Genomic DNA, 21,037 nt, shown 5'->3' on the forward strand with positions numbered 1-21,037 from the left:
TCAGTACTTGATGACCACGCGGCCGTCGATCTTGGCGTGGTGCATCTCGTCGAAGACCTGGTTGATCTCCTCGAGGTCCCGCGTGTGGAACGTGGGGTGGATGAGGCCGCGCGCGTAGAAGTCGAGCGCCTCCTCGAGGTCCTGACGCGTGCCGACGATCGAGCCGCGGATCGTGAGGCCCTTGAGCACGATGTCGAAGATCGGGGCCGGGAAGTCGCCCGGGGGCAGGCCGTTGAAGACGATGGTCCCGCCACGGCGGGTCATGCTGATGGCCTGCCCGAACGCGGCCGGGTGCACGGCCGTGACGAGGACGCCGTGCGCGCCGCCGGTGGCCTTCTGGATGGCCTCGGCCGGATCCTCGGCGAACGCGTTGACGGTCACCTCGGCGCCGTGCTTCTGCGCGAGTGCGAGCTTCTCGTCCGCGACGTCCACGGCCGCGACACGCATGCCCATCGCGACGGCGTACTGCACCGCGATGTGGCCGAGCCCTCCGATACCGGAGATGACGACCCACTCGCCCGGGCGGACCTCGGTCTGCTTGAGGCCCTTGTAGACGGTGACGCCCGCGCACAGGACCGGCGCGACCTCGTACGGGTCCGAGCCCTCGGGGATCCGGGCGGCGAACTTCGTGTCGACGAGCATGTACTCGCCGAACGAGCCGTCCACGCCGTAGCCGCCGTTCTGCTGCGACTCGCACAGCGTCTCCCAGCCGGTGCGGCAGTACTCGCACGTGCCGCACGCGCTCCACAGCCATGCGTTGCCGATGAGGTCACCCACGGCGACGTCGGTGACGCCCTCGCCGAGGGAGACGACGGTGCCGACGCCCTCGTGGCCCGGGACGAGCGGGAGCTTGGGCTTGACGGGCCAGTCGCCCTGGGCCGCGTGGAGGTCGGTGTGGCAGACGCCGCTCGAGATGAGCTTCACGAGCGCCTGGCCGGGGCCGGGGGTGGGGATCTCGAGCTGGTCGATGGTGAGCTCGTCGCCGAACGTGTGGACGACGGCGGCGGTGAAGGTGGTGCTCATGGTCATGCTCCCTTGCATGTCAGCGGTGGTGGGGTGAAGCAGGTGGGCAAGCGCGGGAGGGCAAGCGCACGACGGCGGCGAGTCACCGCCGTCGTGCGCTGCTCCTCGTGCAGTGGTTTAGAAGAAGCCGAGCTTGGACTCGGCGTAGGAGACCAGGAGGTTCTTGGTCTGCTGGTAGTGCTCGAGCATCATGAGGTGGGTCTCACGACCGATGCCGGAGGACTTGTAGCCGCCGAACGCGGCGTGCGCGGGGTACGCGTGGTAGTTGTTCACCCAGACGCGGCCGGCCTGGATGTCGCGGCCGGCACGGTAGGCGGTGTTCCCGTCGCGGGACCAGACGCCGGCGCCGAGGCCGTAGAGGGTGTCGTTGGCGATCTCGAGGGCCTCCTCGTAGTCGGAGAACTTCGTGACCGAGACGACCGGGCCGAAGATCTCCTCCTGGAAGACGCGCATCCTGTTGTTGCCCTCGAACACGGTCGGCTCGACGTAGTAGCCGCCGGAGAGCTCCCCGCCGAGGTCAGCGCGCTTGCCGCCGGTGAGGACCTTGGCACCCTCGGCCTTGCCGATCTCGATGTAGCTCAGGATCTTCTCGAGCTGGTCGTTGGAGGCCTGCGCGCCGATCATCGTCTCGGTGTCGAGCGGGTTGCCCTGCTTGATCTTCTTGGTCCGCTCGACGACGTCGCCGAGGAACTTCTCGTAGATCCCCTCCTGGATGAGGGCGCGGGACGGGCAGGTGCAGACCTCGCCCTGGTTGAGCGCGAAGAGGGTGAAGCCCTCCTGGGCCTTGTCGTAGAACGAGTCGTCCTTCGCGGCGATGTCGTCGAAGAAGATGTTCGGGCTCTTGCCGCCGAGCTCGAGGGTGACCGGGATGAGGTTCTGGGACGCGTACTGCATGATGAGCCGGCCCGTGGTGGTCTCGCCGGTGAAGGCGATCTTGCGGATGCGCGGGCTCGAGGCCAGCGGCTTGCCGGCCTCGACGCCGAACCCGTTGACGACGTTGAGGACGCCGGCGGGGAGGAGGTCGCCGATCAGCTCGGCCAGGACGAGGATGCTCGCCGGGGTCTGCTCGGCTGGCTTGAGCACGACGGCGTTGCCGGCCGCCAGGGCGGGGGCGAGCTTCCACGTGGCCATGAGCAGCGGGAAGTTCCAGGGGATGATCTGGCCGACCACACCGAGCGGCTCGTGGAAGTGGTACGCGGTGGTGTTGTCGTCGATCTGGGAGAGCGATCCCTCCTGGGCGCGGATGGCGCCGGCGTAGTAGCGGAAGTGGTCGACGGCGAGGGGCAGGTCCGCGGCGAGGGTCTCGCGGACGGGCTTGCCGTTGTCCCACGTCTCGGCCACCGCGAGCATCTCGAGGTTCTCCTCGATGCGGTCCGCGATGCGGTGCAGGATGAGGGCGCGCTCGGCGACGGAGGTCTTGCCCCAGCCGGGGGCGGCCTTGTGCGCGGCGTCGAGGGCCAGGTCGATGTCCGCGGCCTGCGAGCGGGCGACCTCGCAGAACACCTTGCCCGTGACCGGGGTGACGTTCTCGAAGTACTCCCCGCCCACCGGGGCGACCCACTCGCCGCCGATGTAGTTCTCGTAGCGGTCCTTGAACGTGACCTTGGATCCCTCAGTACCCGGGAACGCGTAGACGGTCATGGCGAAACTCCTTTGTCTCTGTGGCGCTTGGCCTGCGGCCGGTGGTGCCAGCCTTTGCCGGCTCCGTCGTGGTGGAACCGGCTGTTGAAGCGAGCGTAGGAGCGTGGGGGTTGCGTACGGGTTGCAACGATGTGGCGCGAGTCACAGCGTTGGATTGTCAGGCTGTGCCCAGTTAACGCGCAGTCTGCTTTAAGTTCGCCGGGCTAGGTAAGGCTGGCTCCCGGCCCGGACACCCGTCCCGGTCGCGACGCCGATCCAGGCGCCGAACCATGCACCTTGGAGGGAACCATGAAGCGCACAATTGCTGCGCTCGCTTCGGCCTGCGCGGTCGGGGCGATCATCGCCACATCGGTCGGTGCCGGCACGGCCGGGCCGGCCTCGGCCGCCCCGGCGGCCAACGACGGCCGCATCAAGAACGTCATCTACCTGTTGGGCGACGGCATGGGCCGCACCCACGTCACCGCCGGACGCGAGCGGTTCTACGGTGCCGATGGCCGCATGGTCATGGAGACCCTGCCGTCGCACGGCTTTGTGAGCACCTACGCGGCCGAGAAGAACTCGGCGCAGCCGGGGCAGCCGGGCTTCGCCCCGAACTACGTGACCGACTCCGCCTCGGCCGCGACCGCGTGGGCCTCGGGCGTTAACCCGGATCGTTCACGGGGCGGCGGCCTGATCGGCGCGTAGAAACACCGAAGTGCCCTCTGACCGGGGGAAACTTGGACTTGTCTAAGGTCCCAGGTTGCCCAGCAGAAAGCACTCGGTAGGTGAAGCGTACTCTGTGGTCGTCGGGTCTGTCCGTGTCCGCTGACGGTGTCGGCGTGGTGGCCCACTCGGGTGGCGTCGCGTTGCGTCTGATGGCGGACCGGTCCGGGCTCACGGCTGGACTGTCCAAGGCGTTGGCACGCCGTTCCTTCTCCCCGATCCACGACCGCGGCCGGGTGCTGGCCGACGTGGCGGTGATGATCGCCGGTGGCGGGGAGGCGATCGCGGACATCGATGTCCTCAGGCATCAGGCTGACGTGCTCGGCCCGGTCGCGTCGCCCCCGACCGTCTGGAGGGCGCTGGACGAGGTCACCCCGTCGCGGCTGAAGCGGATCCAGGCCGCCCGGGCACGCGCGCGCCGGCACGTGTGGGCCCAGTTCCCCGCCGGCGTGCCGGCCAGCCGGGCCGCGGGCGCCGACCTCGGCAAGGACGTGGTGGTCCTGGACGTGGATGCCACGATCGTGGTGGCCCATTCCGAGAAGGAGCAGGCCTCCCCGACATTCAAGAAGACCTTCGGCTTCCACCCGATCGGGGTCTGGTGCGACAACACCTCCGAGTTCCTCGCGGGCATGCTGCGCACCGGCAAGGCCGGATCGAACACCGCAGCCGATCACATCGCGGTCCTCTCCGATGCGATCAGCCAGGTCCCCGCCGCCTATCGCAGGCGCCTGCTGATCCGCTCCGACGGCGCCGGGGCCTCCCACCGCCTGCTGGACTGGCTCACCGAGCAGGGCAGGGTCCGCGGGCGCAGCCTGGAGTACAGCGTGGGGTTCGCGGTCACCGAGCCTATCCGCCACGCCATCGCCAACGTCCCCGAACAGATCTGGACCCCGGCGCTGGACGCCGACGGCGGGGTGCGCGAAGGCGGCGACGTCGCCGAGCTCACCGGGCTGCTCGACCTGGCCGCGTGGCCGGAGGGGATGCGGATCATCGTCCGACGCGAACGCCCCCACCCGGGCGCGCAGCTGTCGCTGTTCGAAGAGGCCGACGGCTGGCGCTACCAGGCCTTCGCGACCAACACCACGAGCGGACAGCTGGCGTTCCTGGAGGCCCGCCACCGGGCCCACGCCCGGGTCGAGGACCGCATCCGCCACGCCAAGGACACCGGCCTGGGCCGGTTCCCGTCCCGCGAGTTCGCCATCAACCAGACGTGGCTGGCGCTGGCCGGCATCGCGGCGGACCTCGTGGCCTGGACCAGGCTCGTGGGAATGGTCGGAGACGCCAAGGTGCTCGCCGCCTGCGAGCCCAAGGCACTGCGCTATCGATTCCTGCACGTCCCGGCCCGCCTCACCCACGGCGCCCGCCGTCGACGGCTGCGGATCCCGGAGACCTGGCCTTGGGCAGCAGCGATCGTCGCGGTCTTCGCCAACATCGCCGCCATCCCACAACCAGCCTGAACGAACCTGTCCGCCCACGACCCGAGGAACCCGGAGAACCGCCAACCGGCAGCGCCAGCCGGCGCTCCCATGCACCCAACGGACGACGTCCAAGCACTCAGCCCCGATCAAGACATATAGCCCCGCACCCGACCCGACTCGTGAAAGACCGAGGTTAAGACGTACAACGCCGCGCTCGGCGTGGACGCCAAGGGCCAGATGGTCCCCACCGTCATGGAGATGGCCAAGCAGGCCGGATACCGCACGGGCAACGTCAGCACGGCCGAGATCACGGACGCCACCCCGGCGGGCCAGATGAGCCATGCCCTCGCGCGCGGCTGCCAGGGCCCCGTGTACTCGGCCAAGTCCTGCCAGGACACGGCGGTCACCGGCGGCAAGGAGCTGGCCACCGATGACGTCCGCGTCACCCCGATCGCCAAGCAGATCGCCCGCAACGGCACGGCCGATGTGATCCTCGGCGGCGGCCTGAGCCGCTTCGACACCGCGGACGAGAAGGCGCTACGGGACCAGGGCTACGACGTCCTCGGTTCCCCGAAGGACCAGACGGTCGCGACGAAGACTGATCTCGCCAACACGCAGGGCGAGAAGGTCTTCGGCCTGTTCAACAAGGGCAACCTCACGGTCGAGAAGTCGAAGCAGGACAACCCGGGCTCGGCCGAGGCCAAGGAGCCGACGCTCGCCGAGATGACCACGAAGTCCATCGAGCTGCTCGGCAACGGCGGCACGAAGGGCAACGGCTTCTACCTCCAGGTTGAGGGCGCGCTCATCGACAAGCGCTCGCACGCCAACGACGCGGCCCAGACGCTCGAGGAGATCAAGGCGTTCGACGACGCGGTCGCCGTCGCCCTCGACTTCGCGAAGAAGGATGGGCACACGCTCGTCATCGTCACGGCGGACCACGAGTGCGCGGGCTTCAACATCATCGAGAAGGGCTCCTTCACGAACGCCGAGGCCGCCAACCCGCCCGTGAACGTGGACGGCGGCAACACCGCCAACAACTCCACGCCCTCCCGCGCGAGCGGCAACACGAAGGACGCGACCCGCTCGACCGGCGTCGTCAACGGCGCCGGCGCGAACGATCCGCACAACTTCGCCCCGGCGACCTTCCGCAGCGCGGACGACCCGGCCGACGTCAAGGACGGCTCGCCCCAGGCAAGCCTGTGGCTGACGTACCTCTCCGGCAACCACACCGGCGCGGACGTCCCCGTCTACTCGTACGGCGCGGGCTCCGAGAAGCTGCAGGGCACCGTGGACAACACCGACCTGTTCGGTGTCGTCGCGGACGCCCTCAAGCTCCGCTGACGCCGCCCCTAGGATCTCCGATCCGCTGATCGTCCGGCGGGGTCGGCTCCAGCCGCCCCCGCCGGCCCTCCACCCAGGACCCCCCATGAAGCCCCTTCTCCTTCCCGCACTCGTGGCCGCCGTGCTGGTCGCCGGCTGCTCGGCCCCTGCCCCCGCCCGGGACGACCCCGCCCCCAGGCCGGTCTCCGTCCAGACCACGCTCCCCGGCCTCACGGCCCCCACGGGCGAACCGGACCTGCCCTCCCTCGCACAGATGCACCCCCACCCGGGTCAGGCCGTCCGTGCCACCGGCCCCTTCGACAACCGCTTCGAGGTGGACGCCCTCGCCTTCGACGGCCGCAACGTCGCGGGCGCCGTCCGGATCACCTCGGATGTGAGCGACCTGCTTGAGCTCGTGGTCGTCGCGGGCTTCTACGACGCCGACGGCCAGCTCCTCAGCACTGCCCGGTTCGAGCACCACGCCGACGGCGACGCCGGGCACCAGCACTCCGGCCCACCGAGCGAGACGGAGGAGTTCAGCATCCCCGTCCCGGCCGAGTTCGCCGGGAAGGCCGTGTCCGCCGCGGTCGGCGTGCCCGTTCTCGTCAACGAGTAAGCGCACGACGCCGAGAAGCGCGCGACGCCGACGGCTCGCCTCGAGCACGGGCCGCAGCCCGCCGTCGTGCGCGGGTCCCACCATAGGAGCGTGCACGCTTCACCGGCGGGAGTGGCCGCTCTGCGCCCGTCAGCGCAGCTGTAGGACAAGGCACCCGTCCCCCGGCTCCCACACGGCCCGGGTACCCAGCGCGGCGCAGAGCCGTTCCATCGTCGCGGCGATGGGCCGGGCAGCACGGCCGGCGAGGACGGCGCGGCGATCCCTGATGAGCGTGGGCCAGAGCCGGAGGCTCCGGGGCGAGGCCCCGTCGAGGTCGACCATGAAGATGAAGGACTGGTCGTTGCGCTCGGCGGGGTCGATGGCGTAGTCGTCGATGAAATCGCCTGCGCTGTAGATGATCGGCCTCCCCCGGTGGACCTCGACGCCCCGGAAGATGTGCGGCGAGTGTCCGAAGACGACGTCCGCGCCGTCGTCCACCAACGCGTGGGCCAGCTCCCGATGCTCGCCCGGCACGTCCCTTCCCCAGTTGCCGCCCCAGTGCGCCGAGACGATGAGGACGTCCACGGCGCCGCGCGTGTCCCGGACGAGCTGCCGGAGGCGCCGCGTGAGGGGGTCCCCCGGGAGCACCGGCGCGTAGGCGACCCCGGGCGACACCCCGGCCGCCGCCCAGTCCGGGCTGTTGTCGGTGAAGGCGACGAGGCCGACGTCGAGCCCGCCCGCGCGCACGAACGTCGGCGCCCACGCGGCCTCCTCGTCCGCGCCGGCCCCGGCGTGGCGGATCCCGGCGCCGTCGAGCAGGGCGATCGCCTCGAGCATCGCGTCGGGGCCGTAGTCGAGCGTGTGGTTGTTCGCGAGGGACACGGCATCGATGCGCGCCGCTGTGAGGCACGCGACGTTCTTCGGCGCGGAGCGGAAGTGGAAGACCTTCCCCGGCCACGGCGAGCCCCCCGCGGCAAGGACGCATTCGAGGTTGGCGAGACGGAGGTCGGCCTGGGAGAGCACAGGGAGCGTGTCTCCCCAGACGGAGGCGGGCGCCGTGGTGCGCAGCCGCTCGTCGACCAGACGGCCGAGCATGACGTCGCCAATCAGGGCGATCAGCACCTCGCGGCCCCGTTCAGCTGCCCGCCGCTGCCCTGCCGTTGGCCGCGAGGAGCTCGATGCGGGCGCCCAGGGCGTCGATCCCGGGACCGAACTGGACCTCGAGGCCCGCGATCCGCACATAGCCCTCGAAGGCCAGCAGGAGCAGGGCCGCGACGTGCGCGTCCATCGCGGACGCGTGGTCCCGGGGAAGCAGCCGGAGCAGCCACGCGTGGCGGTCCGCGGATTCCTCGATGTACGCCGCCGCGCTGGCGGTGCCCGGATGGGATTCGCGCTCCGCGCGGGTGAAGAGGCGGAGCAGCTCGGATCCGCCGTCCGGCTCGAGGGCGCGGCCGAGGTGCTCGTGCTGAAGGGCCCCGAGGAGCTCGAGCTCGTCCTGGTTCAGGCCGCGTCCGGCGTCCAAGTGCACGCCGACGAGGATCTCGACCGCCTCGGGGCGTTCGCGCCGGGCCGCCCACAGGAGACGGGCCGCGTGCTCCACGAACGTGCATACGAGCGGCGCCGCCTCGGCGCCGAAGCCGAGCCGGTCCAGCCCGAGCAGGGCCTGCGCCGTCCGCTTGGTCCGCATGAGCCAGCCCCACGCGACGGCGACGGCGCGGGCATCGTCGACGTCCTCCTGCGAGCCGTTCTCGATCCGGTGCCCCAGAGCAGGAAGGGGGTGGTCGATCAGTGCGACCAGATCATCCAGGGCGTGGTTCCAGGTGTCAGCAGGCTCGTTCTCCGCCATGCCACCAGTGTGCGCTCCGCAGCTCGCGGGCGGGGAGGCCCATAGCCTCTGGCGCGGAGCAATCGGTGGCGCCTCCCTTGTGGGCACACCCTCTCGGCGTGAGACTGGGGGCATGTCGATCCTGCCGCAGATCAGCCTCCGCACCCCACTCCCCTTCGACATCCTCGGCGCCCAGGTGGTGGTGGCCGGGCTCGGCTCCGCCTTCGAGGGCGTCTACGGCTCGGTGGTGGTCCGCGACGGCGCCGGGCACATCGTCGCCGAGTCGAACCTCATGGGCGGCGGCAACGGGTTCTCGCTGTTCCACAGCGCCTTCGGCCTCGGGACGCCCACCACTCCAGAGGGCACCGTGACGGTCGAGGGTACCAACCCGAGCGGCCTGCCGGAAAACGCGGCGTCGGTCACCGTTCCCGTGACGTTCGGCCGGACGCTCATGGGCGGGACCTACTCGGGGTTCACGCTGCACACCGTGGTCCCGGGCGACACCCTCTCCGGGATCGCGCAGCAGTTCTACGGGGACCCCAACGAGTACGGGAGGATCTTCACCGCGAACCGGGACATCCTGTTCGACCCGAACGTGATCTACCCCGGCGAGGCGCTGCGCATACCGTTCGCATGACGACGCCGTGAACCGGATCTGGACCTACTTCACGGCGCTCATCGGCCTGATCTGCGTCGGCTTCATCGTTAACCTGATCGCGGTCCCGCACCAGCGGAGCATCAGCAGCGACATCATCCAGGGCATCCTCATCGGCTACGGCTCGGCGTTCGTCACGGCGCAGGTCGTCGCGAGGGTCCGGGCCACTCGCGTCAACGGCTGGACCACCATGCTCGGCCTCGGCGAGCCTCGCAACGGCTTCCTGCTCCGGGCAGCCAACGCACAGCTGTTCCCCGGACCGGTGAACAGCTCGGAGGAGGCCGTGTACTGGTGGACCGCGGTGGACGGCGCGGGCCGCACGCTCAGCGGGCAGCGCAACTACGTGGTGCACTTCCCGCCGGGCGGCCTCCCGCCGAACAACGCCTTCTGGTCGCTGACCATGGGCGACTCCCGGAACCGCTTCGTCCCCAACCCCCTCAACCGGTACAGCGTCGGCGACCGGTCCGGGCTCGTGCCGAACGCCGACGGTTCCGTGGACGTCCACCTCCGCAACGCCGCGCCGGAGGGGCTCGAGTCCAACTGGCTGCCCGCGCCGACGGGCAGGTTCATCCTGTGGCTGCGGGTGTACGAGCCGGGCAAGGCCATCCTGGACGGCACCTACCGGGTGCCGCCCGTCACCGCGGCGGAGGTGCTCCCCCGGTGAGGCTCGAGCACCTGGCGGTCTTCTTCCCCATCGCGATCGCGGTCTGGTTCCTGTCCCTGCACTTCTGGCCGCGGCTGCTGCTGTCAGTGTTCAAGAGGGCCATCCTGGTCAAGGGGTTCGGAAGCGGCCCGATCCCCCTCAACACGCTGTACACGCAGACCGAGGCCTCCTTCGCCGACCCGCTCCATGGCCCCGCAGCCGCCTCTCGCGTCGCCTCGACGGGGGTGAACCGGGACACCCTCCTGACGGTGGGCTGGCTTGACCTCGCGCAAGGACCTCAGGTGCTGCACGTGCCGGACATGGCGGGCCGCTACTACAGCGTCCAGTTCACCAACCCCTCGACCAACACGAACTTCGCCTACGTCGGCAAACGCACCACGGGCACCGGCGCGGGCGACTACCTCGTGACCGGGCCGGGCTGGGCGGGTCGGGTGCCGGAGGGCATGGCGCGGATCAGCGCGCCGGTCGCGGGCGCACTCGTGATCGGGCGCGTGCTCGTCTACGACGACGACGACATCCCCGCCGCCCACGCGTTGTCGGAGCAGCTGCGGCTCTCGCCCCTGCGGTGACCCGCAAGGGCGGTGACGCACGACGGCGGGTGGGCGCCCGCCGTCGTGCGCCCACCGCACCGCCGGGGAAGCGAGCAGCGCCCTGGGAGCTAGAAGACTGCGGTGAACCCGCCCCAGCCCCAGCCGACCGTGGACTGGCCGCTCCAGTAGTCCCCCACCAAGCTGCGACCCTTGACGGTGGCGTTGCCCCAGTACATCGAGAGGGTCCCCCCTCCGTCGATCGCGAAGACGTCCGCGTCGCCGTCGCCGGTGAAGTCGCCCGCCGTGCCGATCCGGGCGAAGTTCCATCCGGTGCCGATCCGGGGCGGGTCGAGGTTGATCATGAATCCCCCCGCGCCGTTCCCCCGGAAGAGCCGCAGGCTGCCTTGGGGGTCGCGGGCCACGATGTCGGTGCGGAGGTCGCCATCCATGTCCGCGGCGATGAGCTGGTCCAGGCCGTCCCAGCCCCAGCCGACTGTCGTGGGAGCGAGCCAGCCGCCGCGCCCGTCGCCCGGGTAGGCCACGATCGTGTTCTGGGGCGTGAGCGCGAGGACGTCGTTGAAGCCATCGCCGGTGAAGTCGCCAGCGCCCACGATCTCCTTCATCCCCTGCCAGCCGGAGCCGATCTGCCGGCCGCCCTTCCAGCCGCCCGCACCGTCGCCCTGGTACAGGAAGAGGCGGCCGGACCCGTCGCGCGCCAGCACGTCGGCTGCGCCGTCGCCGTCGAAGTCGCCGGGGGCCACCAGCTTGTCGAAGCCCGCCCAGCCCCAGCCCACCGCGCGGGCCGGAAGCCATCCGCCGCGCCCGTCGCCCGGGTAGAGCATGAGCGTGCCGTCCGCCGTCCGCGCGAACACGTCGGCCCTGCCGTCCGCGTCGAAACCGCTCGTGTGGGCGGCGGCCCGGGCCCGGACCCCGGGCGTCGTCACGGTCTTGCTGGAGATCCCGCCGTCGTAGGAGAGGGTGAAGTCGACGCTGAGCACGTGGGCCACGTCGTCGGCCGTCACGGCATACTGGGGCTTGTCCCCGCCCGGGATGGCTGCGCCGTCGCGCTTCCACACGTATGCGTAGGAGGGGCTGCCGCCCGCGGGAATGGCCGATGGCGGGACCGGAGAACCGAACTCGGGGCGGAGGATGCCCCCGACGGCCGGGTTGCCGGCCATGACGATCCGCGGGACCTCCACCGTCCGGGCCGCCGGGCCGTAGGCGGCCGAGGTGAACGTGCCGGGGCGGAAGCCCGGTGCCGTGGCCGAGACCGTCACGCTGATCATCGTCCCGACCTCGGACAGACCCAGGCCGTAGTCCGGGGCCGTCGCGCCCGGGATCGGCTGGCCGTTGCTGTTCCACTGGTAGGCGACGGTGGTGCCCGTGGGCCATGGGGCGGGATTCGCGATGGAGAGCCGCAGGCCCGGGACGCGCTCCTCCTTGATCACGGGCTCATACGGGGCGAAGTCGTACGGGGTCGGGTTCGGGTTGTCGACCTGGAGGTCGCCGGAGCTCAGCGGTGCGCTGCCCGCGGGCTCGGCACCACGGTGCACCATGCGCGACAGGCCGCCGCCTGCCACGTAGACGTCGGTGAGCTGGTGCGTGCCGGCCGTGGAGAACGTTGACGCCGTGATCGGCGCGACGGAGGCCGTGGTGGTGCCCGGACCGCTCCATTCGGCGCGCACCGTCTCCCGCGTGTAGACGTCCTGGTAGTAGAAGACGGCGAAGCTGACAGGCTGCGAGGCGGCGAAGGTCACCACGGAAGGCTGGCCCGGCACGACGGCCTCCGCCGGCGGCTGGATGAGGGTCAGGAAGGGCGGCTCGGGATCCGCGGCGTGGGCCGGCGGGGCGAGCAGCGCGGCGCCGACCAGCGCGGAAAGCACGACGGCGGCGAGGCGCCGCACGCGCGTGGGCGCGCCTGGGCGCGCGATGACAGACAACATTGGTCCCCTAAGACTGAGCGGCCGGGCTGTGCGGGCCAGGCCGGAAAGGATGCGACACCGACGACTCTAGCGATCCGGTCCGACACTCTTGCGCGAAGGGCTGGGCCGACAGCGGGCTAGGCACCGCCCCGCCGGGCCCCCTCCCGCAGCGCCTCCGCCAGCACCTGCACGAGGTGCCGCCCCTCGAGGCCGGCGAGGTCGCGGATCTGGGTGCGGCACGAGAACCCGTCCGCGAGGATCGTGCGGTCCGGGGACAGCCCCACCTTCGCGAGGATCCCGCCTTGGGCGATCCTCTCGGACACCTCGTAGTGCCCCGCCTCCATGCCGAAGTTCCCGGCAAGGCCACAGCACCCGGCGGAGACGTCGACGTCACACCCGGCCCCCTCAAGCAGCGCGAGGTCGGCGTCGAACCCCATGACCGCGTGCTGGTGGCAGTGGGGCTGGGCAAGCACCTTCAGGCCGACGCGCGGCGGCCGCCAGCCGATCCCCGTCAGGAGCTCCGCGACGGTCTTGACCGAGCCCGCGAGCTCGGCGGCGCGGGGATCGTCGGGCAGGAGCTCGGCGAGGTCCGAGCGGAGCGTCGCCGTGCAGCTCGGCTCGAGTCCCACCACCGTGCGGCCTGCGCGCACGTGCGGGACCAGGACGTCGAGGGTCCGGCGCAGGCGGGCGCGGGCGGCGTCGAGCTGGCCGGTGGAGATGTACGTGAGCCCGCAGCATGCGCCGGGCCCGGCCACCTCCACCGCGCACCCTGCGGCCTCGAGCACCGCGATGGCGTCGCGCGGGATGTCCGGGTCCAGCGCGTCGGAAAACGTGTCGACCCACAGCACCACCCCGGGCGCGCCCTCGGCCGCCGACCTCGAGCGCCGCCCAGAGGCACGACGCCGCGCGGCCGCCTCCCAGCGGAACGGCGCCCTCGGGAGGCGGGGCAGCGAGCGGCGAGGGTCCGCGCCCATGGCCGCGAGCGCCGTCGTGCGCAGGAACCCGACGCGGGCGGCGACGTTGAGGATCGGCGCGAACGGCGCGGCGAGCCGCAGCCACTGCGGGAGGCGGCCGAGCGTGTAGTGGCTGCGCGGGCGGAGACGGCCGCGATACGCGCGGTAGAGGGTCTCCGACTTGTACGCGGCCATGTCGACGCCGGCGGGGCAGTCGGTGGCGCAGGCCTTGCAGCTCAGGCACAGGTCGAGGGCCGCGTGGACCTCCGGCGAGCGCCAGCCGAGCTGGACGAGGCCGCCGTTGAGCATCTCCTGGAGGGCCCGCGCGCGGCCGCGGGTCGAGTCCTTCTCGTCCCGCGTCGCGACGAACGAGGGGCACATGAATCCTCCGGACCCGCGCAGGTCCGCGCGGCACTTCCCGACGCCCACGCACCGGTGGAGTGCCTGCGTGACGCTCCCGCCATCCTCGGCGAACGCAAAGCCAGCGCCGGCGTGGAGTTCGGCGGCAGCGGGCCTGCGGAGGTCCTCGTCGACCTTCGCGGGGCGCACCACGATCCCCGGGTTGAGCGTGTCCCGGGGGTCGAGGAGGGCCTTGAACTCGGCCATCACCGCGAGCGCCTGCGCGCTGTACATGGCGGGGAGGAGCTCGGAGCGCGCGCGGCCGTCCCCGTGTTCGCCCGAGAGGGAGCCGCCGTGCTCGGCGACGAGCCGCGCAGCGCGCTCGAGGAAGCGGCGCATGCCTGCGCCGCCGAGGTCGAGGGGGAAGTCGAGGCGCAGGTGCACGCAGCCGTCGCCGAAGTGCCCGTACGCCATCCCGTCGAGGCCCTCGGACTCCATGAGGGCGGTGAGGCCGCGGAGGTAGTCGCCGAGGTGCTCGGGCGGGACGGCCGAGTCCTCCCAGCCTCCCCAGGCCGGGTGCCCGGCCTGGGTGCGGCCCGCGAGGCCGGCGGTGTCCTCGCGGATGCCCCACAGCCTGCTGGCCTCGGCGCCGGCGGCGAGGACGCGCGTCTGGTCCGTGGCGGCGGCGTCCGCGAGCGCCCGCGCAGCGTCGGCGGCCTCCTCGGGCGTGCGCCCGGGGACCTCGGCGAGCAGGAGGCAGCCGCCATCCGGGACGTCGGGAACGCTGTCGTGGCCCTTGGCCTCGCGGACGGCGTCGAGGAGGCGGGTGTCGAGGCCCTCGAGCGCGAGGGGGCGGAAGGGCAGGAGGTTGGGCACGTCGTCTGCCGCGGAGGCCAGATCCGGGTAGCCGAGGACGGCGAGCGCGGGCGACTCGGCGCGCTCCACAAGCCGCAGCGTCGCCTCGAGGAGCACTCCGCACGTCCCCTCGGTGCCCACGAGGGCTGCGGCGAGGTTGGGACCGTTCTCGGGGAGCAGGTGCTCGAGCGAATAGCCCGAGACCTGCCGGCGGAACCGGCCGAACTCGGTGCGCAGCACGGCCAGATGCGCGTCCACGAGGGTCCGGAGACCGGGGATGGCGTCCAGCGCGCCCGCGCCTGATGAGGCGGTGACCACCTCCCCCGTGCCGGTGAGCCAGGTCAGGGACAGCACGTTGTCCGCAGTGCGGCCGTAGGACATGGCGTGGGCGCCGCACGCGTTGTTGCCGATCATCCCGCCGAGGGTGGCGCGCGTTCCGCTGGCGGGATCCGGGCCGAAGCGCAGGCGGTACGGCGCGCAGGCGGCCTGGAGGTCGGCGAGGACCACGCCCGGCTCGACGGTGGCGGTCCGCGCCTCCGGGTCCACCGAGAGGATGCGGTTGAGGTGCCGCGACGTGTCGATGACGAGGCCCGAGCCCACCGCGTTGCCCGCCATCGAGGTGCCCCCGCCGCGGAGCGTGACGGGGACGCCGTGCCTCCGAGCGGCGTCGACCGTGCCGACGAGCGCCTCCCGGGTGCGCGGGAGCACGACGGCGCCCGGCACCACCCGGTAGTTGGCCGCGTCCGAGGAGTAGAGCGTGCGGGCGAGGGACGAGTCGTCGACCTCAGCGTCGACGGTGCGGCGCAGCTCGTCGACGAGGGAGCTCATGGCCTTCTGCCCGGAGCGCTGGGACCTCATGGTCCATTGCTACCCCGGATCCGCCGCAGTGCACAGGCCGCGGGCCCGGGAGTTCAGATCACCGAGGCGTCCTCGCGGTCGTGGTCGGCGGAGCGCCAGCCGCCCCGGTTCAGGCGCTCGACGCCGGCGAGCATGAGGTCGATCCCGAACTCGAACTCGAACTGGTCATCGCACCCGGGCCCCACGACGCTGTCCGGATCGTGCGGCCGGCTCGCGGCGACGGCCGCAATGCCGGGAAGGGCCGCCGCCATGCGCGCCGCGGCCTCGGGCGGGAGGTCCGCGGCCGCCGTCGGGCTCGTCTCGTAGAGCTCCTGCGTGAAGCCGAAGATCCTGCTGCCGAGCGCGTGCATGACGTGGTGGACGAGGTCCACCGACAGGCCGCCGGCGAGGAACATGCCGATCGTGGAATCCATGTAGGCGAGCACCACCGGAGTCGGCGCGGCCTGGGCCTCCATGACGCGCCGCGCCCACGGGTGCCGGAGCATGGCCGCCCGGGCGGAAAGGATTCGGCGGCGCACGTTCGCCGACCAGTCCGGGCCGTTCTGCGCGGGCTCGATCTCGCCGAGGACCGCGTCGACCACCCCGGCGAGCAGCTCGTCCTTGTTCGCCACGTGCTTGTACAGAGCCATCGGAACAACCCCGAGCGCCTGCGCGAGCCTGCGCATGCTGAGCGCCTCGAGCCCCTCGGCGTCGGCGAGCACGACGGCGGCGCGCAGCACCCTCTCGCGATTGAGCGGCACCCGCCGCCCGGCTTCTCCGCGTGACGCCATGAATCCGGCTCCTTCGAGACCATTGACAGGTGTACAGCGTACACCTACCGTTGAATTGATCGAAGGTGTACGGCGTACACCTTCGATGAGAACCAAGAACCCACCACTCCCCAGCACAAGGACTCGGTCCCCATGGCCTCCACACGTCGCACGGCGATCGCCATCGGCACGTTCTTCCTCATCACCCACGTCACCTCGGTCGGGGGCATGCTGCTCTACGGCCCGGTGCTCGCGAACGCCTCCTACGGCAGCTACCTCGCGACCCCCGGCGCGAGCGGCTCGGCCCTCGCCGGCGCCCTGCTCGAGGTGATCCTCGCGATCGCGATCGTCGGCACCGGAGTCGCCTTCTTCCCGGTGGTCCGGCGGATCAGCGAGGGGATGGCCCTGGGCTACGCGGCGCTGCGCACGCTCGAGGCCGGGGTCATCGCCGTCGGCGTCACGCCGCTCGTGGCGGCGGTGGCGATCGCCCAGAACGCCGGCGATGCGGGCAGCGCCGGGCTCGTCCAGGCCCTCGCGGCGGTGCACAACTGGACCTTCACCGTGGGCCCCGGTCTCATCTGCCCGGCGAACACCGCCGTGCTGGCGATCGTCCTCTTCCGCTCGGGCCTCGTCCCGCGCGCGATCCCGGTCCTCGGACTCGTGGGCGCCCCGCTCGTGTTCGTGCTCAACGCCGCGCAGCTGTTCACGCTCACGCCCCAGGCGCCGGGCTGGGCCGGCCTCGCCGTCATCCCGATCTTCGCGTGGGAGGTCAGCCTCGCCCTCTACCTGATCATCCGCGGGTTCCGCCCCGCAGCCCTCGCCCGGGTAGCCGCGCGGCAGAACCTCCTCGTAGCCTAGCCCCGGGGGGCATCGCTGCTCCCGCGATGCTTCGCCTCATCGGCCGCTGCGACGAGCAAAGGGGAACGGAACTATGGGACAGGACCAGCCACAGAACCAGGACACGTACGTGCTGGTCCACGGCGCATGGCACGGAGCGTGGTGCTGGCGGCCCGTCGAGCGGCTCCTGGTGGCCGCCGGGGCCCGGGTCTTCACCCCGACCCTGACGGGCCTCGGCGACAGGGCACATCTGCTCGCCCCCACGGTGGGGCTCGCCACCCACATCGCGGATGTGCGTGCGGTGATCGAGACCGAGGGCCTCCGCGACGTCATCCTCGTCGGCCATAGCTACGCAGGGATGGTCGTGACCGGAGTCGCGGCCGAGATCCCCGACCGGATCCAGCGGCTCGTCATCGTCGACGGCTTCCTGCCGGAGGCGGGCGAGGCCGCCATCAGACTCCTCCCCGAGCACGCCGCGGCCCATTACCTCGAGTCGGCACAGGCAAACGACGGCCTCGTGATCGACCCGCGACCCGTCGGGAACCTCGGCGTCACCGACCAGCAGGTCATCGACGAGCTCACCCCGCGGCTCACCCCCCAGCCGGCCAAGACCTACATGGATGCGATCGGGCGCGGCCTGGCCGACCTGCCGTTCACCGGGGACTACCTGCTCTGCTCGGGCTGGCGCACTCCGTTCGCCCCCTTCGCCCGACGGGCGGCCGAGGCGGGCTGGTCCGTCGTCGAACTCGACGCCGATCACGAGGTCCTCGTCACAGACCCGGAGCTTCTCGCGCAGCACCTTCTCCAACGCGGACCGGTGGCATCGGTGCTCGGGGAAGCGAGGAGGTAGCCATGGAATTCCTCGTGAGGCAGGAGAACCGCATGCCGGCGCTGCCGGCCGACGAGGCAGCTCGCATCAAGGCCGCCGAAAGGGAGTATGCCCGGCAGCTGCGCGACCGCGGGATCCTCCGCCGCCTGTGGCGCGTCCCGGGCACCCGCACGGCTATCGGGTGGTACGAGGCGGAGGATCCGACAGTCCTCCACGAGGTGCTCTCAGGGCTGCCCACGTTCCAGTGGCAGGTGATCACCGTCGAGGCGTTGGCCACGCACCCGCAAGAGCAGGCGCCGCCGCCCGAACCGGATCTGCCCCCAGGCACGTCGGCCTGATCGCGATCCGGTGATCCCTCCCGTATTTCCAGACTATCCGTGCCCCGGGGGCTTCCGGCAAGGGCCACACTCGGGCTGAGAATGCTGGCTGTGAACACTGCACGAAGCCATCAGGTGGTGATCGCGGGCGGTGGGCCCACAGGGCTCATGCTCGCCGCGGAGCTCGCCCTCGCGGGGGCGGACGCCGTGATCGTGGAGAGGCGCGCGGACCAGTCTGTCGAGGCGGTCCGGGCCGGCGGGGTGCACGCGCGCACTCTGGAGGTCTGGGACCAGCGGGGCATCGCGGAACGGTTCCTCGAGGCCGGAAAGACCATGCAGCTCACGGGATTCGCGGGCATCCCGCTGGGCATGAGCGACGTCCCCACCCGCCACCCCTACAGCCTCGCGCTCCGGCAGGGCGAGATCGAGCGGCTCCTGGCCGAATGGGCGCTCGGCGAGCTCGGCGTCCCGATCCTCCGCGAGCGCGAGGTGACGGGATTCGCGCAGGGCGAGGGCGGCGTCGTCGTGCGCCTCTCCGACGGCCGGACGCTCGAGGCGGAGTACCTCGTGGGGTGCGACGGCGGCCGCAGCCTCGTGCGCAAGGCGGCCGGGATCGGGTTCCCCGGCTGGGATCCGTCCGTGAGCTCGCTCATCGCGGAGGTCGAGGCGCCCGGGCCGCCCGAGGCCGCCCTTCGGTACACCGAGGACGGCACGCAGGGCATCGGCCCGATCGGCGGCGGAACTGGGGTGCGTGTGGTCGTGACTCAGCGATACTCCGACGACGCGGCCCAGCAGGGGAATCCCACGCTCGACGACGTCAAGCGCGCCCTCGTCTCGGTCTGGGGCACGGACTACGGCGTGCACAGCCCGCACTGGATCTCGCGGTTCACGGACATGACCCGGCAGGCCGAGGCGTACCGGAAGGGCCGCGTGCTCCTCGCCGGCGACGCCGCCCACGTCCACTACCCCGTGGGCGGCCAGGGCCTCGGGACGGGCGTGCAGGACGCCGTGAACCTGGGCTGGAAGCTCGCGCAAGTGGCGCGGGGCGCCTCAGCGGAGTCCCTGCTGGACACGTACCACGCGGAGCGGCACCCCGTGGGCGCGCGCGTCCTGCAGAACACCATGGCACAGACCGCGCTCACCCGCCGCGACGCCCGGGTCGATGCCCTGCGCGGCACGATGGCCGAACTGCTAGCCATGGACGAGCCGCGCCAGCGGTTTGCCGGGATGATCAGCGGGCTCGACATCCGCTACGACCTGCCAGCGCCCGCGGACCCGCACCCGCTGCTCGGGCGGCGCATGCCGGACCTCGACCTCGCGACCGCCGGCGGGCCGCGGCGGGTCTTCTCCCTTCTGCGCGATGCCCGGCCCGTGCTGCTCAACCTCGGCGCGCCCGGCGCCGTTGACCCCGGACCGTGGGCCGACCGCGTGCCGCTCGTCGATGCGACGCACGACGGCGCGTGGTCGCTTCCCGTGCTCGGCCACGTCCCCGCGCCGGAAGCGGTCCTGATCCGGCCCGACGGGCACGTGGCCTGGGTCGGGAGATCCGGGGATGCGGGGGGCCACGGCCTTAGAGAGGCCCTGGGGATGTGGTTCGGGCCGGCGTGACTACTGGAACTTCCCCGGGAACTGGGCGATGATCCCCTGACTGAGCAGGTCGGCCGTGAACATGGTGCGGTCCATCGTGTGCTCCTTCTCGTGTGCGGGCGGACGCCCGTGCACCCTTAGTGGCGCCGGAACCTGGTCTCTTACCGGGGTAAGAATCGCCCGCGCGGTGACACGAAGGAGGTATGAGCATTCAGTGGGACGCGGAGACGCGCAGCGGGGCGGAGGTGCCCCGGGACAACGAAGAGGAACGCATCGTGGCCTGGCGGGCCCGCCTGCTCCGCGATGCCGGGTTCCCTGCTACTCTGGCGGCACGGATGGCCGCCGCACGCGGCGTGGACATCCACGAACTCCTCTCTCTGGTGGACAAGGGATGCCCGCCGGAGCTCGCGGTCCGGATCGCCGGACCGCTCGACCTCGGACACGAGGGGTGACCCGAGTGGACAGCGTGAGCTCCCCCAGCGCGTCCGGCGATGCAGTGACCTCCACGGTGCGCTTCACTGCGGGCGCTGAGCGCGACGGCGCCGAGTGGGTCATGCTCCTCAGCTCGCCCGGGCCCGGCCACGAGGCCGCGCTCTCCGAACTCCACGCGCTCCTGCTCCGGGCGTGCCGGCACCAGATGGCCAACATGTACGGATACCTGTCCGGGATGGGGTCCGCGCGCGTCGACGAGCTCGTGAACCAGGCCGCCGACGAGGCGATGATCGCGGTCCTCGGCAGGCTGGGCAGCTTCGAGGGCCGCAGCCGCTTCACCACGTGGGCGTACAAGTTCGGCATCCTGCACGCGGCCGTCGAGGCCCGGCGGAACCTGTGGCGGCACCGGGACGTAGATCTCACGTCGGTGCCCGAGCAGCCCTCCCGCTGGGCCTCGCCGGAGGACGCCGCCGAGGGCTCCGCGCTCTCGGCCGCGGTGCAGGCCGCGATCCGGGAAGCGCTCACGGCGCACCAGCGGCGGGTCGTCGTCGCCCTCCTCATCGACGAGGTGCCCATCGACGTCCTGGCCGACCGGCTCGGCACCACCCGCAACGCGCTGTACAAGACCCTCCACGACTCCCGTGCGAGGCTCCGGCGGCACCTCGCTGCCGCCGGATTCCTCCCAGAGCCAGCACCCGAGACGAAGGTGGACCCATGACCACGCCACACTGGGACATCACCCCGGACACGCTGCGGAAGCTCACGCTCGACGCCGAGCCGTGGCTCTCGTGCGACGACTGCTTCGAGTCCGTCGACGCCTACGTCGAGCTCCTGCTCGCCGGCGCGCCCGACACGATGCCGGGCATGCGGGCGCACCTCGCGGCATGCGCCGCGTGCTTCGAGGAGGCCCGGTCGCTGCTCACGCTCGCCGCGGCGGAGGCCGGGACCGACCCGGGGCCGGCGCTGCGGCGCATCGGCGGGTAGTC

20 protein-coding genes and 1 pseudogene are annotated in these 21,037 nt (G+C 71.7%); 14 read left to right on the forward strand and 7 right to left on the reverse strand.

Annotated features, from left to right (window positions below; translation table 11 throughout):
- Both adhP and adh read right to left on the reverse strand, forming a co-directional pair.
- Nucleotides 1-1,023, reverse strand: a complete 1,023-nt coding sequence (gene adhP, locus SCMU_RS20020) for an alcohol dehydrogenase AdhP (RefSeq protein ID WP_371829615.1) — start codon at nt 1,021-1,023, stop codon at nt 1-3.
- Nucleotides 1,024-1,140: 117 nt separating this feature from the next.
- The gene (gene adh / locus SCMU_RS20025; RefSeq protein WP_229230827.1) at nt 1,141-2,664 is read right to left on the reverse strand and encodes an aldehyde dehydrogenase; all 1,524 of its coding nucleotides are present in this window, start codon (nt 2,662-2,664) and stop codon (nt 1,141-1,143) included.
- Between the two features lie 288 nt (nt 2,665-2,952).
- Here adh and SCMU_RS20030 point away from each other — a divergent pair, with 288 nt between their 5' ends.
- From SCMU_RS20030 to SCMU_RS20045, 4 genes and pseudogenes are all read left to right on the forward strand, one after another.
- Nucleotides 2,953-3,348: an alkaline phosphatase gene (locus SCMU_RS20030; RefSeq protein WP_229230828.1), complete on the forward strand. Its 396-nt coding sequence runs from the start codon at nt 2,953-2,955 to the stop codon at nt 3,346-3,348.
- Nucleotides 3,349-3,428: 80 nt separating this feature from the next.
- Nucleotides 3,429-4,823 (forward strand): IS1380 family transposase, encoded by a 1,395-nt coding sequence (locus tag SCMU_RS20035; RefSeq protein ID WP_229229277.1) that lies wholly within the window; start codon nt 3,429-3,431, stop codon nt 4,821-4,823.
- Nucleotides 4,824-4,982: 159 nt separating this feature from the next.
- Nucleotides 4,983-6,125 (forward strand): annotated as a pseudogene (locus SCMU_RS20040) (alkaline phosphatase); the annotation flags it as partial.
- Between the two features lie 85 nt (nt 6,126-6,210).
- Nucleotides 6,211-6,720: a hypothetical protein gene (locus SCMU_RS20045; RefSeq protein WP_229230830.1), complete on the forward strand. Its 510-nt coding sequence runs from the start codon at nt 6,211-6,213 to the stop codon at nt 6,718-6,720.
- Nucleotides 6,721-6,849: 129 nt separating this feature from the next.
- Here SCMU_RS20045 and SCMU_RS20050 read toward each other — a convergent pair whose 3' ends face one another.
- Together SCMU_RS20050 and SCMU_RS20055 are read right to left on the reverse strand one after the other, a co-directional pair.
- Complete coding sequence (locus SCMU_RS20050; protein WP_229230831.1) at nt 6,850-7,821, reverse strand: CapA family protein; 972 nt, start codon at nt 7,819-7,821, stop codon at nt 6,850-6,852.
- A 13-nt stretch (nt 7,822-7,834) separates the two neighbouring features.
- Entirely contained in the window at nt 7,835-8,545 is a 711-nt protein-coding gene (locus tag SCMU_RS20055; RefSeq protein WP_229230832.1) for a hypothetical protein, read from the reverse strand.
- Nucleotides 8,546-8,657: 112 nt separating this feature from the next.
- Between SCMU_RS20055 and SCMU_RS20060 the strand changes: the two genes are divergently transcribed.
- From SCMU_RS20060 to SCMU_RS20070, 3 genes are read left to right on the forward strand one after another with little or no spacing between them, the layout of a single operon-like run.
- Nucleotides 8,658-9,161, forward strand: coding sequence for a LysM peptidoglycan-binding domain-containing protein (locus SCMU_RS20060; protein ID WP_229230833.1), 504 nt, complete (start codon nt 8,658-8,660; stop codon nt 9,159-9,161).
- Between the two features lie 7 nt (nt 9,162-9,168).
- Entirely contained in the window at nt 9,169-9,843 is a 675-nt protein-coding gene (locus tag SCMU_RS20065) for a DUF1214 domain-containing protein (RefSeq protein WP_229230834.1), read from the forward strand.
- A complete protein-coding gene (locus SCMU_RS20070) occupies nt 9,840-10,412 on the forward strand; it encodes a DUF1254 domain-containing protein (protein ID WP_229230835.1) in 573 nt (190 codons plus the stop codon). Before SCMU_RS20065 ends, SCMU_RS20070 begins: the two co-directional genes overlap by 4 nt.
- 89 nt (nt 10,413-10,501) lie before the next feature.
- On the opposite strand, the gene SCMU_RS20075 is transcribed toward SCMU_RS20070, so the two are convergent.
- From SCMU_RS20075 to SCMU_RS20085, 3 genes are all read right to left on the reverse strand, one after another.
- Nucleotides 10,502-12,316, reverse strand: a complete 1,815-nt coding sequence (locus tag SCMU_RS20075) for an FG-GAP repeat domain-containing protein (protein ID WP_229230836.1) — start codon at nt 12,314-12,316, stop codon at nt 10,502-10,504.
- 116 nt (nt 12,317-12,432) lie between these two features.
- A complete protein-coding gene (locus SCMU_RS20080) occupies nt 12,433-15,300 on the reverse strand; it encodes an FAD-binding and (Fe-S)-binding domain-containing protein (RefSeq protein ID WP_229230837.1) in 2,868 nt (955 codons plus the stop codon).
- Between the two features lie 53 nt (nt 15,301-15,353).
- The gene (locus SCMU_RS20085) at nt 15,354-16,070 is read right to left on the reverse strand and encodes a TetR/AcrR family transcriptional regulator (RefSeq protein WP_229230838.1); all 717 of its coding nucleotides are present in this window, start codon (nt 16,068-16,070) and stop codon (nt 15,354-15,356) included.
- Between the two features lie 132 nt (nt 16,071-16,202).
- On the opposite strand from SCMU_RS20085, the gene SCMU_RS20090 reads away from it, so the two are divergent.
- The 7 genes from SCMU_RS20090 (at nt 16,203) to SCMU_RS20120 (ending at nt 21,035) form a co-directional block, all read left to right on the forward strand.
- Nucleotides 16,203-16,907, forward strand: a complete 705-nt coding sequence (locus SCMU_RS20090) for a DUF4386 domain-containing protein (protein ID WP_229230839.1) — start codon at nt 16,203-16,205, stop codon at nt 16,905-16,907.
- Between the two features lie 73 nt (nt 16,908-16,980).
- Nucleotides 16,981-17,736, forward strand: coding sequence for an alpha/beta hydrolase (locus tag SCMU_RS20095; RefSeq protein ID WP_229230840.1), 756 nt, complete (start codon nt 16,981-16,983; stop codon nt 17,734-17,736).
- A 2-nt stretch (nt 17,737-17,738) separates the two neighbouring features.
- Nucleotides 17,739-18,053, forward strand: coding sequence for a muconolactone Delta-isomerase (locus SCMU_RS20100; protein WP_229230841.1), 315 nt, complete (start codon nt 17,739-17,741; stop codon nt 18,051-18,053).
- 90 nt (nt 18,054-18,143) lie between these two features.
- Nucleotides 18,144-19,640, forward strand: coding sequence for an FAD-dependent monooxygenase (locus SCMU_RS20105; RefSeq protein ID WP_443020184.1), 1,497 nt, complete (start codon nt 18,144-18,146; stop codon nt 19,638-19,640).
- Between the two features lie 182 nt (nt 19,641-19,822).
- Complete coding sequence (locus SCMU_RS20110; protein ID WP_229230843.1) at nt 19,823-20,071, forward strand: hypothetical protein; 249 nt, start codon at nt 19,823-19,825, stop codon at nt 20,069-20,071.
- 14 nt (nt 20,072-20,085) lie between these two features.
- A complete protein-coding gene (locus SCMU_RS20115) occupies nt 20,086-20,769 on the forward strand; it encodes an RNA polymerase sigma factor (protein ID WP_229230844.1) in 684 nt (227 codons plus the stop codon).
- Nucleotides 20,766-21,035 carry a hypothetical protein gene (locus SCMU_RS20120; protein WP_229230845.1) on the forward strand — a complete coding sequence of 90 codons (270 nt, stop codon included), beginning with the start codon at nt 20,766-20,768 and terminating at the stop codon, nt 21,033-21,035. Before SCMU_RS20115 ends, SCMU_RS20120 begins: the two co-directional genes overlap by 4 nt.
- Nucleotides 21,036-21,037 lie beyond the last annotated feature (2 nt).

It is taken from the genome of Sinomonas cyclohexanicum (genome assembly GCF_020886775.1).
In the GTDB taxonomy this organism is placed as follows: Bacteria; Actinomycetota; Actinomycetes; order Actinomycetales; family Micrococcaceae; genus Sinomonas; species Sinomonas cyclohexanicum.

Excerpts from the sequence above, each read along its gene's own strand:
- adhP (WP_371829615.1), bottom strand. The coding sequence starts at position 1,023 with ATGAGCACCACCTTCACCGCCGCCGTCGTCCACACGTTCGGCGACGAG.
- adh (WP_229230827.1), bottom strand. The coding sequence starts at position 2,664 with ATGACCGTCTACGCGTTCCCGGGTACTGAGGGATCCAAGGTCACGTTC.
- SCMU_RS20030 (WP_229230828.1), top strand. The coding sequence starts at position 2,953 with ATGAAGCGCACAATTGCTGCGCTCGCTTCGGCCTGCGCGGTCGGGGCG.
- SCMU_RS20045 (WP_229230830.1), top strand. The coding sequence starts at position 6,211 with ATGAAGCCCCTTCTCCTTCCCGCACTCGTGGCCGCCGTGCTGGTCGCC.
- SCMU_RS20055 (WP_229230832.1), bottom strand. The coding sequence starts at position 8,545 with ATGGCGGAGAACGAGCCTGCTGACACCTGGAACCACGCCCTGGATGAT.
- SCMU_RS20060 (WP_229230833.1), top strand. The coding sequence starts at position 8,658 with ATGTCGATCCTGCCGCAGATCAGCCTCCGCACCCCACTCCCCTTCGAC.
- SCMU_RS20075 (WP_229230836.1), bottom strand. The coding sequence starts at position 12,316 with ATGTTGTCTGTCATCGCGCGCCCAGGCGCGCCCACGCGCGTGCGGCGC.
- SCMU_RS20080 (WP_229230837.1), bottom strand. The coding sequence starts at position 15,300 with ATGAGGTCCCAGCGCTCCGGGCAGAAGGCCATGAGCTCCCTCGTCGAC.
- SCMU_RS20085 (WP_229230838.1), bottom strand. The coding sequence starts at position 16,070 with ATGGCGTCACGCGGAGAAGCCGGGCGGCGGGTGCCGCTCAATCGCGAG.
- SCMU_RS20090 (WP_229230839.1), top strand. The coding sequence starts at position 16,203 with ATGGCCTCCACACGTCGCACGGCGATCGCCATCGGCACGTTCTTCCTC.
- SCMU_RS20095 (WP_229230840.1), top strand. The coding sequence starts at position 16,981 with ATGGGACAGGACCAGCCACAGAACCAGGACACGTACGTGCTGGTCCAC.
- SCMU_RS20100 (WP_229230841.1), top strand. The coding sequence starts at position 17,739 with ATGGAATTCCTCGTGAGGCAGGAGAACCGCATGCCGGCGCTGCCGGCC.
- SCMU_RS20110 (WP_229230843.1), top strand. The coding sequence starts at position 19,823 with ATGAGCATTCAGTGGGACGCGGAGACGCGCAGCGGGGCGGAGGTGCCC.
- SCMU_RS20120 (WP_229230845.1), top strand. The coding sequence starts at position 20,766 with ATGACCACGCCACACTGGGACATCACCCCGGACACGCTGCGGAAGCTC.